Origin of the sequence: Mycobacterium sp. E1715 (genome assembly GCF_001667625.1) — a bacterium.
Classification (GTDB): domain Bacteria; phylum Actinomycetota; class Actinomycetes; order Mycobacteriales; family Mycobacteriaceae; genus Mycobacterium.
The window spans coordinates 1-14865 of record NZ_LZJJ01000017.1; the positions used below are offsets into that span (position 1 = coordinate 1).

A 14865-nucleotide genomic window follows, 5' to 3' on the forward strand; every position below is an offset into this window, starting at 1 on the left:
CACCCCCCAGCTGCGCGGCGCGCTCGACGGTGTGACGACGCTGTCGCGCACCCTGAACCGCCGCGACGAGGCGCTGCAAAGCCTTCTCGCGCATGCGAAGTCGGTGACCGGCGTGCTGTCCCAGCGCGCCGACCAAGTCAACAAGCTGGTCGACGACGGCAACGAGTTGTTCGCAGCGCTCGACGAGCGGCGGGCCGCCATCGGGCAGCTCATTTCGGGGATCCAGGGCCTGTCGGCGCAGATCTCCGGGTTCGTCGCCGACAACCGCAAGGAGTTCGGCCCGGCCCTGAGCAAGCTCAACGATGTGCTGAGCAACCTCAACGAGCGCCGCGACTACATCACCGAGGCCCTCAAACGGCTACCCACCTACGCCACCGAGCTCGGCGAGGTCGTCGGGTCCGGACCCGGATTCAACGTCAACGTCTACGGTGTGATCCCCGCGCCGTTGATCGCGACAATGTTCGACTTCTTCTACCAACCGGGCAAGATGCCGGCCAGCCTCGCGGACTACCTGCGCGGACTCATCCAAGAGCGCTGGATCATCAGGCCGAAGTCGCCATGATCAAGCGCCTCGCCGGCAGCCGGGGGCTGCGCTACACCACCGCGATCGCGCTTATCGCGGTGCTGGTGGGTGGCGTGTATGTACTGTCGTCGACCGGCAATACGCGAAGCATCGTCGGCTATTTCACGTCCGCCGTCGGCCTCTACCCCGGCGACCAGGTCCGCGTCCTCGGTGTTCCGGTGGGTCAGGTCGACACGATCGAGCCGCGGCCCTCCGACGTCAAGATCACCATGTCGGTGTCCAAGGGCGTGAAGATCCCGAAGGACGCCCAGGCGATCATCATGTCGCCGAACCTGGTGTCGGCCCGCTTCATTCAGTTGACACCGGCGTACACCGGCGGGGCGGTGCTGCCCGACGGCGGCAGCATCGGCCTGGGCCGCACCGGGGTCCCGGTGGAATGGGACGAGGTCAAAGAGTCGCTGACGAAGCTGGCTGTTCAGCTCGGGCCGACCACGGGATCGATGCAGGGTCCGTTGGGCCGGGCGATCAACCAGGCCGCGGACACCTTCAACGGCAACGGCGAGTCTTTCCACAACGCCTTGCGCGAACTCTCGCAAGCCGCTGGGCGGCTGGGTGATTCACGCAGCGACATTTTCGGGACGGTCAAGAACCTCCAGGTTCTGGTCAACGCGCTGTCGGCCAGCAACGAACAGATCGTGCAGTTCGCCGGAAACGTCGCCTCGGTGTCCCAGGTGCTCGCCGACAGCTCGCGTCACCTCGACACCACCCTGGGCACGCTCAATAAGGCGCTGTCCGACATCCGGGGTTTCCTGCACGAGAACAATTCGACCATCATCGATACCGTCAACAACCTCAACGACTTTGCCAAGACGCTGAGCGACCAGAGCGACAACATCGAGCAGGTGCTGCACGTCGCAGGCCCCGGCATCGCGAACTTCTACAACATCTACGACCCGGCGCAGGGCACGCTCAACGGCCTGTTGTCGATCCCGGAATTCGCCAACCCGGTGCAGTTCATCTGCGGTGGCTCCTTCGAAACGGCGGCCGGCCCGCGCGCTCCCGACTACTTCCGGCGCGCCGAGCTCTGCCGTGAGCGGCTCGGCCCGGTGCTGCGTCGGCTCACCGTGAACTACCCGCCGCTGATGTTCCACCCGCTCAACACGATCACCGCCTACAAGGGCCAGATCATCTATGACACCCCGGAAACCCAGGCGAAGTCGGCCACCCCGGTGCCCGAACTGACCTGGATCCCGGCCAACGGTGCCAAGACCCCGCCCGCCGCTCAGAATCCGGCGGACCTGCAGGCCCTGCTGGTTCCGACGGCACCGCAGAGCGGTCCGGCTCCCGGCCCGGCCTTGGGCAACGCCGGCCCCGCGCCCGGCCCGGCTCCCGGGAGCGCATTCGGGCCCCTACCCGGACCGCCGCCGGGCCAGGCGCCGCCGCAGGGCGACCAGGGGGGCGGCTAGATGAACCGAATGTTGTTGCGCGGCGGCGCTTTGGCGGCGGGCAGCGCGCTGCTGGCCGGCTGTCAGTTCAACGGGTTGAACTCGGTGTCGATGCCGGGCACCGCCGGGCACGGCAGCGGCGCATACTCGATCACCGTCGATCTGCCCGACGTGGCGACGCTGCCGCAGAACTCGCCGGTCATGGTGGACGACGTCACGGTCGGCAGTGTCTCCGGCATCGAGGCCGTGCAGCGCCCGGACGGTTCCTTCTATGCGGCCGTGAAATTGGGGTTGGACAAGAACGTCGTCCTGCCGGCCAACTCGACGGCGACGATCGCGCAGACGTCGCTGTTGGGTTCGATGCACGTCGACCTGGCGCGCCCGAAGGACAAACCGGCCGTCGGCCGCCTGAAAGACGGATCCAAGATCTCCGAGTCCAACACCGGCCGCTACCCCACCACCGAAGAGGTGCTGTCGGCCCTTGGTGTCGTGGTGAACAAGGGCAATGTCGGTGCGCTGGAAGAGATCACCGACGAGACCTACCAGGCCGTCGCGGGCCGGCAGGACCAATTCGTCGACCTGGTGCCCCGGCTGGCGGAACTGACCGCCGGCCTCAACCGGCAGGTCAATGACATCATCGACGCGGTCGACGGCCTGAATCGATTCTCGGCCAGCCTGGCCCGGGACAAGGACAACCTGGGCCGCGCGCTGGACACGTTGCCCGACGCGATCCGGGTGCTCAACAAGAACCGCGACCACATCGTCGAGGCGTTCTCCGCGCTGCACAAGTTGGCGAACGTCACCTCGCACATCCTCGCCAAGACCAAGGTGGACTTTGCGGCCGACCTCAAGGACCTGTACGCGGCCGCCAAAGCGCTCAACGACAACCGGAAGAACTTCGTCACCTCGCTGCAGCTCCTGCTGACGTTCCCCTTCCCCAACTTCGGTATCAAGAACGCGGTGCGCGGCGACTACCTGAACGTGTTCACCACCTTCGACCTCACCCTGCGCCGCCTCGGTGAAACCTTCTTCACCACCGCATATTTCGACCCGAACATGGCCCACATGAACGAGATCCTCAATCCGCCGGACTTTTTGGTCGGCGAGATGGCCAACCTGTCCGGACAGGCGGCCGACCCGTTCAAGATTCCGCCCGGCACGGCTTCAGGACAGTAAGGGGCGGACGTAGATGCACGACAAACTCACCAGGATCCAGCTGTGGATCTTCGCGGTGATCACAGCCATCACCCTGACCGTGATGGCGGTGTTCTACCTGCGATTGCCGTCAACGTTCGGGCTCGGAACGTATGCGGGGACGGCCGATTTCGTCGCCGGCGGCGGTCTGTACAAGAACGCCAACGTCACGTACCGCGGTGTCGCGGTCGGCCGCGTCGAGTCGGTGGGGCTCAATCCCAGCGGTGTCACCGCCGGCATGCGGCTGAACAGCGGGACGCCCATCCCGTCGAACGTCACCGCCACCGTCAAGAGCGTGTCGGCCGTCGGTGAGCAGTACATCGACCTGGTACCACCCGGCACACCGGCGACGACCAAGTTGCGCAACGGCTTCCGCATCGAGCGGCAGAACACCCGGATCGGCCAGGACGTCGCAGACCTGCTGAAGCGGGCGGAGGCGCTGACCAACAGCCTCGGCGACACCCGGTTGCGCGAGCTGCTGCACGAGACGTTCACCGCGACGAACGGGTCGGGACCCGAGCTGGCCCGCCTGTTCGAGTCCGCCCGGTTGTTGGTCGACGAGGCCAACGCGAACTACCCGCAAGCGTCGCAGTTGATCGACCAGGCCGGCCCGTTCCTGGAAGCACAGATCCGGGCCGGGGCCGACATCAAATCGCTCTCCGACGGGCTGGCGCGGTTCACGTCGGAGGTGCGGCAGGCCGACCCGGAGCTGCGTTCGACGCTGGCCACCGCACCGGGGGCAACCGACGAGGCCAGCACGGCGTTCTCCGGTATCCGGCCGTCCTTCCCCGCGCTGGCGGCCAGCCTGGCCAACCTTGGCCGGGTGGGCGTGATCTACCACAAGTCGATCGAGCAGCTGCTGGTCGTGCTGCCGGCGCTGTTCGCCGCGATCACGACGGCCGCCGGCGGTGCGCCCCAGGACGAGGGCGCCAAGCTGGACTTCAAACTCGACCTCAACGACCCGCCGCCGTGCGCCGTCGGCTTCCTCCCACCCCCGTTGATGCGCACGCCGGCCGACGAGACGGTGCGCGAGTTGCCGAGGGACATGTACTGCAAGGTCGCCCAGAACGACCCGAGTACCGTGCGCGGCGCGCGCAACTACCCCTGCCAGGAATTCCCCGGCAAGCGGGCGCCGACCGTGCAGCTTTGCCGCGACCCCAAGGGTTACGTGCCCATCGGCCGCAACCCGTGGCGCGGTCCGCCGGTGCCGTACGACACCCCGGTGACGAACGGGCTGAACGTGTTGCCGCCCAACAAGTTCCCCTATATCCCGCCCGGCGCTGAGCCGGATCCGGGCACGCCGATCGTCGGGCCGCCGCCACCGGGCGTGGTGCCGGGGCCGGGGCCGTTGCCCAACAAGCAACCGGCCTACGACCCGCCACCGCCCAACGACAACGGGCCGCCACCGCCGTTCACGTCGTGGCAGCCGCCCGGGGTCCCGCCCGTGCCGCCGCAGCTGCCGTACCCCAAGTGGCTGCCACCGCCGGCCCCGCCGGAAGGGATCAACCCCCCGCCTGCGGGCCCGGGACCGGAGAAGCCGTGGGGACCGCCGCCCGGCGGTCAACCGCAGGCCAGCGGGCCGGCGTACGCCACCTACGACGAAAAGACCGGCGCATTCAAGGACCCCGCCGGCGGCACTGGTATTTTCGCGGCCGGTGCTAGCGGCGCGTCGAGCGCCGAGAATTGGGTGGACCTGATGCTTGATCCGAGGCCGATGTAGTGGCAGTCGAGCCAACGACCACTGCGCGTGCGCGTCGTCGGGCGTCCCGTGCGGCCGGCCCGGCGAAAGCCGAGTCGACCGAGGCGGCGACGGTGCAGGTCGAGGCGGCGCCGGCGCAGCCGGCCAAGCCGGTCAAGACCCTCAAGTCCCTCAAGCCGCCACCGCGGCGGCAGCCGCACCGCGCGCTGGTGGCATGGATCTCGTTCGCGGCCGCGCTGTTGGCCATCGGCGCGTTGGCCGGCTGCCTGGCCGTGCTCGTCGTCCAGCAACGGCACGCCAACGCCCAGCAGACGCGCGACCAACGGTTCGTCGACACCGCGACGCAGACGGTGGTCAACATGTTCAGCTACAAGCAGGACAACATCGACGAGAGCGTCAACCGTTTCTACAACGGCACCAGCGGACCGCTGCGCGGAATGCTGGGCGCCAACAACAACATCGAGAACCTCAAGGGCATATTCCGCTCCACCAACGCGACGTCGGAGGCCGTCATCAACGGCGCCGCCCTCGAGGGCGTCGACAACGTCACCGACAACGCATCCGTGCTCGTTTCGGTGCGGGTGACCGTCGCCGACATCGACGGCGTGAACAAGCCGTCCATGCCCTATCGCCTGCGGGTCATCGTGCACGAGGACGAGCAGGGACGGATGACGGGCTACGACCTGAAGTATCCCAACGGGGGCAATTGATGCGGTGGCGGCGCTGGCTGCTCGTCGTCGCGGGCTACCTTCTGATCGTGGTGTTCGTCGGGTTGTCCGCGGCGGCCGGCTGGTTCTACTGGGGGCGGGTGCAGACGCGCGGCGAGGAGGCGGCGCGGGCGGTGCTACCCGGCTTGGCCACCAAGGAGATTCCCGAGGTCTTCGCCTACGACTATCAGACGGTGGAACGCAGCCTCAGCGACGCGTACCCGCTGCTCACCCCGGACTACCGCCAGGAATTCCGGAAAAGCGCCAACGCGCAGATCATTCCGGAGGCCAAGAAGCGTGAGGTGGTCGTCCAGGCCAGCGTCGTGGGCGTGGGCGTCATGTCCGCCAAACGCGAATCGGCGTCGCTGATGGTCTACATGAATCGCACCGTGACCGACAAGACGCGCCAGCCGCTATACGACGGCAGCCGGTTGCGGGTGGACTTCAAGAAGATCGGCAAGCAATGGCTGATCGCCTACATCACGCCGATCTAGTAGCACATCGCAATCCCGTTGCAGTACAACGGATAACGTTCGATCGGGCTCGGCGGCGGGCCGGTCATCTGCAGCGAGAACGGCGTTTTCGTCATTCCCGGCTGCATCCCGCAGACGGCGCCGTGCATGCTGGTGTGGGTGCCGCTCATGTTCTCGTCGCTGAACGCATACGTTTCGGTCGACGGCGCGGTGCCGCCGCCCGGACACGAAACGCCGTCTGACTTCTCGACTTTGAAGGTCCACAGCATGCTGGTCATCCGGGCCCTGCCGCTAAAGTTCTGCAGTTTGTCCGCGGGATTGATCTGCTCGGCCGTCGAACTCACGATGTTCAGCGCGCAGTTCATCGCAAACACGATCGGGTCCGAATAGTCGTTCATGTTTCGGGTTCCGGACGGCTGATCGCACAACGCCGATATCGTCCAGGTCACCCCGGAGACCCCGGCCTCGTTGTAGTTGTAGTTGCCATCCGGCGGCGGTCCCACCGCGCGCGCCGGGTCGCCGGACTCCAGCGCAATTCCAATGGCGACTGCCGAGACGATGCCGGCGCCGGCGGCCAGTCCGCGACGGAGCTTCACGATGCCCTCCCTTCCGGACCCTTCCCCCGCACCGATCCATCGAGTATCACAGCGTTTGCGCGGCAACACCATGGGTTTGCGCCGCTCACTCGCCGTCCTGTGGGTTCGCCAACGCGTCGAGGAACGACCGCGCCCACCGGTCGACGTCGTGGGCCAGCACCTGGCGCCGCATCGACCGCATCCGGCGCCTGCCCTCTTCGACGTTCTGGTTGAGCGCCGCCTCGATCGCATCCTTGACGCCGTCGAGGTCGTGCGGATTGACCAGGTAGGCCTGCCGGAGCTCGGCGGCCGCGCCGGTGAACTCGGACAGGACCAGGGCACCGCCGAGGTCGCTGCGGCAGGCGACGTACTCCTTGGCCACCAGGTTCATGCCGTCGCGCAGGGGGGTGACCAGCATGACGTCGGCGGCCACGAAGAAGGCGATCAACTCATTGCGGGGGACCGGACGGTGCAGGTAGTGCACGACCGGATGGCCGACCTCGGCGTATTCGCCGTTGATGTGGCCCACCTGGCGTTCGATGTCGTTGCGCAGGATCTGGTAGCTCTCCACGCGTTCGCGGCTCGGTGTGGCCAGCTGGACCAGCACGGTGTCATCGCGCTTGGCGCGGCCCTCCGCGAGCAGCTCGGAGAATGCCTTCAGCCGCACATCGATGCCCTTGGTGTAGTCGAGCCGGTCGACCCCGAGCAGCACCTTGCGGGGGTTGCCCAGCTCGGCGCGGATCTCCCGGGCGCGGCGCCTGACGTCGCGGTCGCGGGCGGCCTGGTCGAGCGAACCGGAATCGATGGAGATCGGGAATGCGCCCACCCGGACGACGCGCGACCCGAGCTCGACCTCCCCGAACCGCGAGCGCACCCCGACCGAGCCGCGGGAGGTGTTGACGCCGATCAGCCGCCGGGACAAAAACAGGAAGTTCTGGGCGCCGCCGGCCAGGTGGAAGCCCACCAGGTCCGCGCCGAGCAGTCCCTCGATGATCTCGGTGCGCCAGGGCAACTGCATGAACAGCTCCACCGGCGGGAAGGGGATGTGCAGGAAGAAGCCGATGGTCAGATCGGGCCGCAGCTGCCGCAGCATTTTGGGGACCAGTTGCAGCTGGTAATCCTGGACCCACACCGTCGCGCCCTCGGCGGCGGCGCGCGAGGTGGCCTCGGCGAAGCGCCGGTTGACCTCGACGTAGCGTTCCCACCATTCCCGGTGGTAGATCGGCTTGACGATGACGTCGTGGTACAGCGGCCACAGCGTGGCGTTCGAGAACCCCTCGTAGTACTGGGCGATGTCGTCGGCGCTCAACCGCACCGGGCGCAGTTCCAGGTCCTCCTGGACGATGGGCTCGTCGTCGAAGTCGGTCTCCTCTTCGGCGACGCCCGCCCAGCCGACCCACGCGCCCCGCCTGCGGCGCAGCAGCGGCTCCAGCGCGGTCACCAGACCGCCGGGGCTGCGCTTCCACGCCCGGGTGCCGTCGGAAAGCCGCTCCTGGTCTACCGGCAGCCGGTTGGCGACCACCACGAAGTCGGAATTCCCGAAGGTTGAGTCGTGCCCGTCCCCGGGAGCCATCTACGCGTCGAGTTTTGCGGGCCCAATGCCGAGCATGGACAGGAAGACGCGGCACTCGTCGGCGTCGTTCGCGTATGCCGCGACGACTCGCCTGGCCTGGCTGGCGGTGCTGTCGGCAACCGGTTCCACGTCGCCGATCTCGCCAGGGTCAGATTTCGTAGCCATGACTTAACTGTAGGTGATGGGAGGATGGGCAGGTGGGCGAGGACTTGATGTTCGGATCCCGACGGCCCACCCAACCGGGGCGCACTTACACACTGGCCGTAATGTGTAACGACGTCGGACCTGACAACGAGTGAGGTGGGCCGAATGACACTCTCAGAGCAAGCCGGTTCCCAGACGGGCAACTCCGAGGCTGACGAGTTGGTGAGCTACGAGACCCTCGACGAGGGCCGCATCGCGCGGATCTGGCTCAACCGGCCCGAAGCGCACAACGCGCAAAGCCGCGGCCTGCTGATCCAGCTCGACGAGGCGTTCCTGCGCGCCGAGGCCGACGACACCGTGCGCGTGGTGATCCTGGCGGCGCGCGGTCGCAACTTCTCCGCGGGCCATGACCTCGGCTCCGAGTTGGCGATCGCCGAGCGCAGCCAACTGCCGAGCTTCCGCATCAACGGCGGAACCCGCGATCCGATCGTGGAGAAGATCTACCTGCAGGAGTGGCACTACTTCTTCCAGAACACCTGCCGCTGGCGGGACCTGCGCAAGATCACCATCGCGCAGGTGCAGGGCAACGCGATCTCCGCGGGCCTGATGCTGATCTGGGCGTGCGACCTGATCGTCGCCGCCGACAACGCCAAGTTCAGCGACGTTGTGGCGGTGCGCTTGGGGATGCCGGGCGTCGAGTATTACGCCCACCCTTGGGAATTCGGCCCGCGCAAAGCCAAAGAGCTGCTGCTGACCGGAGATTCGCTGGACGCCGACGAGGCCTACCGCCTCGGCATGGTCTCCAAGGTGTTCCCCGTCGACGAGTTGGCCGACAAGACACTGGAATTCGCCCGGCGCATCGCCGACCGCCCCACGATGGCGGCGCTGCTCGTCAAGGACTCGGTCAACGCCGCCTCTGACGCGATGGGCTTCACCGAGGCGCTGCGGCACGCGTTCCACATCCACGAGCTAGGCCATGCGCACTGGGCGGCCCACAACGAGAACAGGTACGCGGTCGGCCTGCCGCCCGACGTCGAGGACTGGCGCAACGCCAAGCCGACGCAGGTCGCCCGGCGCGATACGCCGTAGCTTTCGTCGGCTGCTCCGGCAGGACCGACCGGTTGTCGCGCGGAGGCGGGCAAATCGTCGATCGCTTCTGATCGGGGGCCATTGGGGCCGGTGTGACGAGCACCCGTCGGAACGGCGAGTTTTCCGCGTGGTTCGATATCGAGAACCTGTTCCAGTTCGAGAGGGCGTCGCGTGCAGCTTTCATTCGAAAACCGGACGTATCTGGTCACCGGCGGTGGCAGCGGTATCGGCAAGGGCGTCGCCGCCGGCCTGGTCGCGGCGGGCGCCTCGGTGATGATCGTCGGCCGCAACCCCGACCGGCTGGCGGGGGCCGTCAGCGAGATCGAAGCGCTTCCAGGCAGCGGTTCGATCCGCTACGAGCCGACCGACGTCACCAACGAGGAGGAGGCGGCCCGAGCGGTGGACGCCGCGACGGCCTGGCACGGTCAACTGCACGGGGCGGTGCATTGCGCGGGGGGTTCGGAGACGATCGGGCCGATCACCCAGATCGACTCGGAGGGCTGGCGGCGCACCGTCGACCTCAACGTCAACGGCACCATGTACGTGCTCAAGCACGTCGCAAGGGAGCTGGTCCGCGGTGGCGGCGGCTCGTTCGTCGGCATCTCCTCTATCGCGGCCAGCAACACCCACCGTTGGTTCGGTGCCTACGGGGTCAGCAAGTCGGCCGTTGACCACATGATGCAGTTGGCCGCCGACGAGCTCGGCCCGTCCTGGGTGCGGGTCAACAGCATCCGGCCGGGCCTGATCCGCACGGATCTGGTCGCTCCGGTGTTCGCCCTGCCGGAGGTGAGCGAGGACTACCGCGCGTGCACGCCGCTGCCCCGCCCCGGTGAGGTCGAGGACGTCGCCAACCTGGCGATGTTCCTGCTCAGCGATGCCGCCTGCTACATCACCGGGCAGGTCATCAACGTGGACGGCGGGCTGATGCTGCGCCGCGGCCCCGACTATTCGGCGATGCTGGAACCCGCGTTCGGGGCCGACGGGTTACGCGGGGTCGTCTGACACCAGGCCTGCGTCCCGGTCGGCGAGCGTGGCGAGCGCCGACCAGTCCAAGTGCCCGCCGCCGGTCGCCACCAGCGTGAGGAAGCGGTCCCGCAGCAGGCTCGCGACCGGCAGTGGCACTTCCAGCTGCTCCGCGGCGGCCAGGGCCAGGCGAACGTCTTTGAGGCCCAGCTGGGCGGCGAAGCCGGCCGGCTCGAATTGCCGCCGCGCGATGAGCCCGCCGTAGGTCTGATAGGCGGGCGCGGAGAACAGCGTCGACGTGAGGATGTCCACATAGTGCTGCCTGTCGACGCCGGCCTTGGCGACCAGCGCGACGGCCTCACTGAGGCTCTCGATCACCGACGCGATGAGGAAGTTGCCGCTCAGCTTCACCAGGTTGGCGGTGTGCGGCTGCTCGGACACCACGAAGGTGCGCTGCCCGATCGCGTCGAACAACGGGGTCAGCGGCTGCAGTACCTGCGGCTCGCCTGCCGCAACCACGAAAAGCTTTGCGGCCGCGGCCGCCTCGGGCCGGCCGAACACCGGCGCAGCGGCATACCGTTGGCCGGCATCGGCGTGCGCCGCCGCCAGGCGCTCCGAGAGGGCGACGCTGATGGTGCTCGACGAGACGTGCGTGGCGCCTGGTGCCAGCGAAGCGACGACGCCGCCGTCGCCGAAGGCCACACCCTCGACGGCCCGGTCGTCGGCCAGCATCGTGAACACGACCTCGCCCTGGCACGCGTCGGCAACGGTGCGCGCCGCGGACGCGCCGGCCTGGACGAGCGTTTCCGCCTTTTCGGGGGAGCGGTTGTAGACGGTGACGCGGTGGCCCGCCTGCACGAGGTTCGTGGCCATGCCCTGGCCCATCTTCCCCAGGCCGATGAATCCGATGTCCATGCCTACACTGTGCCCTTTCCGGGGCGCGGCATGGCGCGCTCCTTACGATGATGGGCACGCCTAGTGACGGGAGCGGCAGATGAAGCGACTCGAGGGCAAGCGGATCCTGGTGACCGGTGCCGCGTCGGGCATCGGGCAGGCGACCGCGCTGCGGCTGCTCGACGAGGGCGCAACGGTGGTGGCCTCCGACGTCGCGGAGGCCGGCCTGGACGCCACCCGGTCCCGGGCGGACGAGGCCGCCACCGCCCGCCGCCTCACCACCCTGCCGATGGACGTCGGCAACGAGGACTCGGTGATCGACGGCGTGTGCATGGCCGTCGAGACGCTCGGTGGCCTGGATTCGTTGGTCAATGCCGCCGGCATTCTGCGCGCGGCGCACACCCACGAGACCACCCTGGATCTCTGGAACCAGATCATCGGTGTCAACCTGACCGGCACGTTTCTCGTTGTCCGCGAAGCGCTTCCGACGCTGCTCGGGAACTCGCGCAGCACGATCGTCAACTTCAGTTCGACCTCGGCCTCGTTCGCCCACCCCTACATGGCGGCCTACGCCGCGAGCAAGGGCGGAATCCAGGCCTTCACTCATTCACTGGCGCTCGAATACGCGCGCGACGGCTTGCGCGCCGTGTGCGTGGCACCCGGCAGCATCAAGTCCGGGATCACCGACGCGACCGGCGGGTACATCCCGAAAGACGCTGACTGGGCGCTGTTTTCGAGGCTGATGCCGATACTGCCGACCACGGTCGAGTCCAGCGGAACCGGGATGGCCGACCCGAGCGTGGTCGCCGGGGTGATCGCCATGCTGGTGTCCGAGGACGGCGCGTTCATCACCGGAACCGAAATCCGCATCGACGGGGGAACCCACGCCTGACCAAAAAGGGGGCGCCCGCGCCGCTAGCCAGATGGCGGCGACCCGCCGCGCCCGGCTTCGCCGCGCTTGCGATCGCCGCTAGCCACATGGCGGCGACCCGCCGCGCCCGGCTTCGCCGCGCTTGCGATCGCCGCTAGCCAGATGGCGGCGACCCGCCGCGCCCGGCTTCGCCGCGCTTGCGATCGCCGCTAGTTAACGCAGGGCACGCCGCCGCCGTCGATCGGCTTCCCCTGATCGGGCGTCGGGTAGGTCGTGGTGGTGCCGTTGTAGTAATACGGCTTGGCCTTGCTGGACGTTGTGGTGCTTGACGTTTCGTCCGACGTGCCGTCGTCCACCGTCGACACCGAGAAGTTCGTATCGACGGTCACCCGAATGTGTCCGGGCTGGACGTTGGGATCGGGCTGACTGGGCGCGTCGAGGCCGAGCAGCTTGGCCACGTTGCGCGCGTCGGTCTCGGCCCCCGCGCCGTAGGCGACCGTGCTCGCGGTCGGTTCGCCCGAGTTGCGGTCGCGGGTCTGACCGGTGGTGTAGCCGTGGTTCTGCAGCGCGTGGGATACCTCGGTCGCGAGCCCGCTCAAGCTGCCGGCATTGATCACGTCGACGACGGTCGACGGGCTCGGCTTGGCGGCCGTGGTGGCGGGCGTAGTGGTGGCAGGCGAGGCGCCGATGGCCGTCGCCACCTCGGCCTTGATCGCGGCCGGGTCGATGATGTTGACGTCCTGGCCGTCGATGTTGTCGTACCGCACCACCGGCAGCGTCCGGAACTCGACCTGGCCGCTGGAGGCAAGCGAGCCGAGCCGCTGGATCATCTCCTCGTCCCAACCGGCCGACAGCACCACATCCTTGCGCGCCACCGCCATCAGGCTCTTGAGCTTGTCCAGGTTGGTGAAGGTGCCGGCGGCCTGCAACTCCTGCATGACCGACGAGATGAACGCCTGTTGGCGGTGGGTGCGGTCCAGGTCCCCGTTTTCCAGGCCGTGGCGCTGCCGGACGAAGGACAGGGCCTGGGAGGCGTCCAGCGTCTGCCGCCCGGCCGGGAAGTCCGCGCCGGAGTACGAGTCGTAGACCGGATGGTTGAGGCAGACCTCCACCCCGCCGAGCGTCTGGGCCAGGTCGTAGAACCCGGCCAGGTTGACCTCGGCGAAGTAGTCGATGGGAACGCCGGTCAGGCTGCGCACCGCGCGCAGCGTCGCCGCCCGGCCGGCTTCACGGCCTTTGGTCTCGAGTTCCTTTTGGCTGCTGGTGCCCTGGTTGGCGAGCTTGTTTGCGACGTACTGCTTGGTGAGGCCGTACGCCTCCTTGATCTTGATGTGGTTGTATCCGGGGACCCCGTTGAAGGCCACCCAGTCGTCGCGGGGGATGGAGAAGGCGACCACTTTGTTGTCGGCACTGACGTGCACGAGGATCAGCGTGTTGGTGTTGTAGCCGCCGTCGTCGGAATCGCCTGCGTGGAGGTGCTTCAAGATCGACCAGGGTAGGTCGTTGCCGTCCTGATCCTTACGCGAGTCCAGCCCGATCAGAAGGATGTTCATGTCGTCGCCGCTGGACCGCGGGTCGTCGGGCTGCAAAGCGTTCGAGACGGTGATCCCGCCGAGCGCGCCGTGCGCGACGTAGTAACCCGCCCCGGTCAACCCCACCGCGGCCACCGAGATCAGCGCGCCCAGGGTGCGCGTCAGCCCCCTGCGGAAACGGGAGTGCTGACGGACGGCTCGGTGGCGGCGGTGGGCGCCGCCCGAGCGGGCCATCACAAACCTCTGCCCACACCCAGCGCATCACCAGGCACCGCACCGGCGGTTTGCGGCGATGTCGCTTCAAGCATGGTGTCAAGTATGCGTTAGCTTGCTGTGAAGCCCCCAATCGAGAACGCCCCTGAACCGGGCCCCGGCCGGCCGCCCGCGCACGAATTTTCCGACCCAATCTTCGCCTGACCAGCGCTTTCTAGTTGAAGCGTCGCACGGTGGTCTCGACTAGGTCACACCGCCGCCCAGACCGACTCGAAGTCGTTACCGAGCTGGTACTGCGGCTAGCGGGCTTTGACGAGGTCGTCGCCGGATTCGTAGAAGATGGTGATGTTCGTGCCGGTCATGACCTCGGCGAGGTACACGCCCAGCGGCTCCACCTCGTAGTAGTAGTGGATGTTGCCTTGGGGGTCCACCGCCGTCGCGCACGAGAGGCCCGGCGCCCCGCATCGTTGTTTGATCGGTGCGGCCAGGACGGCGAGCACCACCAGCACGGCTATCCCGACCCTCACCGCGGCTTTGTTCAATCCTTGCTTCGCCGTGGGTGCCGGATGCATCACCGTTGGAGTGTAAGCGGCATGCCCGCCCGGGTCGGCCACGCGCAGTAGGGTTTCTCAGCTATGACCACTGCAAACCGGGACGGCGCGCCGTCGCCGCAGACCCGGGTCGAGGTTCTGGGCAACATCGGACCCAACTGGTTCGCCTCGGTGATGGGCACCGGCATCGTGGCCATCGCCGGCGCCACCCTGCCCGTCCACGTGGTCGGGTTGCGCGCGTGGGTACGGGCCACGGTGGGGTGACGTAGCCAGTGACCGCCCACCACGACGATCAGCGCGACGAGCAGGACGGCGGCGATCACCCAGACCACTTGGGCGAATGCGCGCAACCCGACCACGTGGACGGGCAGGGTGGCGCCGGCGATGGCCACGATGCCGGTGCCCATCACCGAGGCGAA

14 protein-coding genes and 2 pseudogenes are annotated in these 14865 nt (G+C 67.8%); 9 read left to right on the plus strand and 7 right to left on the minus strand.

Going from position 1 to position 14865, the window contains the following annotated elements; all coding sequences use genetic code 11:
* From A9X03_RS00655 to A9X03_RS00680, 6 genes and pseudogenes are all read left to right on the plus strand, one after another.
* Nucleotides 1-562: pseudogene (locus A9X03_RS00655) on the plus strand (mammalian cell entry protein); the annotation flags it as partial.
* Nucleotides 559-1989 (plus strand): virulence factor Mce family protein, encoded by a 1431-nt coding sequence (locus tag A9X03_RS00660; RefSeq protein ID WP_067888717.1) that lies wholly within the window; start codon nt 559-561, stop codon nt 1987-1989. The pseudogene A9X03_RS00655 and the gene A9X03_RS00660, both read left to right, overlap by 4 nt.
* Nucleotides 1990-3144 carry a virulence factor Mce family protein gene (locus tag A9X03_RS00665; RefSeq protein WP_067888720.1) on the plus strand — a complete coding sequence of 385 codons (1155 nt, stop codon included), beginning with the start codon at nt 1990-1992 and terminating at the stop codon, nt 3142-3144.
* A gap of 13 nt (nt 3145-3157) precedes the next feature.
* Nucleotides 3158-4882: a virulence factor Mce family protein gene (locus tag A9X03_RS00670; protein WP_067760373.1), complete on the plus strand. Its 1725-nt coding sequence runs from the start codon at nt 3158-3160 to the stop codon at nt 4880-4882.
* A complete protein-coding gene (locus A9X03_RS00675) occupies nt 4882-5571 on the plus strand; it encodes a mammalian cell entry protein (RefSeq protein WP_068259207.1) in 690 nt (229 codons plus the stop codon). The genes A9X03_RS00670 and A9X03_RS00675 overlap by 1 nt, the downstream gene beginning before the upstream one ends.
* Nucleotides 5571-6062 (plus strand): mammalian cell entry protein, encoded by a 492-nt coding sequence (locus A9X03_RS00680; protein WP_067760369.1) that lies wholly within the window; start codon nt 5571-5573, stop codon nt 6060-6062. Before A9X03_RS00675 ends, A9X03_RS00680 begins: the two co-directional genes overlap by 1 nt.
* Here A9X03_RS00680 and A9X03_RS00685 read toward each other — a convergent pair.
* The 3 genes from A9X03_RS00685 to A9X03_RS28945 all read right to left on the minus strand — a co-directional run bounded on the left by A9X03_RS00685 (nt 6059) and on the right by A9X03_RS28945 (nt 8354).
* The gene (locus A9X03_RS00685; RefSeq protein ID WP_067760367.1) at nt 6059-6637 is read right to left on the minus strand and encodes a hypothetical protein; all 579 of its coding nucleotides are present in this window, start codon (nt 6635-6637) and stop codon (nt 6059-6061) included. The genes A9X03_RS00680 and A9X03_RS00685 overlap by 4 nt on opposite strands.
* Nucleotides 6638-6722: 85 nt before the next feature.
* Nucleotides 6723-8189, minus strand: a complete 1467-nt coding sequence (locus A9X03_RS00690) for a trehalose-6-phosphate synthase (protein ID WP_067760364.1) — start codon at nt 8187-8189, stop codon at nt 6723-6725.
* Nucleotides 8190-8354 carry a hypothetical protein gene (locus A9X03_RS28945; RefSeq protein ID WP_102419489.1) on the minus strand — a complete coding sequence of 55 codons (165 nt, stop codon included), beginning with the start codon at nt 8352-8354 and terminating at the stop codon, nt 8190-8192.
* A gap of 144 nt (nt 8355-8498) precedes the next feature.
* On the opposite strand from A9X03_RS28945, the gene A9X03_RS00695 reads away from it, so the two are divergent.
* Nucleotides 8499-9422 carry an enoyl-CoA hydratase gene (locus A9X03_RS00695; RefSeq protein ID WP_067760363.1) on the plus strand — a complete coding sequence of 308 codons (924 nt, stop codon included), beginning with the start codon at nt 8499-8501 and terminating at the stop codon, nt 9420-9422.
* A gap of 171 nt (nt 9423-9593) precedes the next feature.
* On the plus strand, nt 9594-10424 hold the full coding sequence (locus A9X03_RS00700; RefSeq protein WP_067760361.1) for an SDR family oxidoreductase: 831 nt from the start codon (nt 9594-9596) through the stop codon (nt 10422-10424).
* Here A9X03_RS00700 and A9X03_RS00705 read toward each other — a convergent pair.
* Nucleotides 10407-11300 carry an NAD(P)-dependent oxidoreductase gene (locus A9X03_RS00705; protein WP_068259210.1) on the minus strand — a complete coding sequence of 298 codons (894 nt, stop codon included), beginning with the start codon at nt 11298-11300 and terminating at the stop codon, nt 10407-10409. The genes A9X03_RS00700 and A9X03_RS00705 overlap by 18 nt on opposite strands.
* A 79-nt stretch (nt 11301-11379) precedes the next feature.
* Here A9X03_RS00705 and A9X03_RS00710 point away from each other — a divergent pair, with 79 nt between their 5' ends.
* Entirely contained in the window at nt 11380-12171 is a 792-nt protein-coding gene (locus A9X03_RS00710; protein WP_068259212.1) for an SDR family NAD(P)-dependent oxidoreductase, read from the plus strand.
* A gap of 188 nt (nt 12172-12359) precedes the next feature.
* Here the strand turns inward: A9X03_RS00710 and A9X03_RS00715 are convergent, their stop codons facing one another.
* The 3 genes and pseudogenes from A9X03_RS00715 to A9X03_RS28055 all read right to left on the minus strand — a co-directional run.
* Nucleotides 12360-13916 carry an LCP family protein gene (locus A9X03_RS00715; protein WP_067784336.1) on the minus strand — a complete coding sequence of 519 codons (1557 nt, stop codon included), beginning with the start codon at nt 13914-13916 and terminating at the stop codon, nt 12360-12362.
* 278 nt (nt 13917-14194) lie between these two features.
* Nucleotides 14195-14467 carry a hypothetical protein gene (locus tag A9X03_RS00720; protein WP_197499181.1) on the minus strand — a complete coding sequence of 91 codons (273 nt, stop codon included), beginning with the start codon at nt 14465-14467 and terminating at the stop codon, nt 14195-14197.
* A gap of 122 nt (nt 14468-14589) precedes the next feature.
* A pseudogene (locus A9X03_RS28055) lies at nt 14590-14865 on the minus strand (C4-dicarboxylate ABC transporter); the annotation flags it as partial.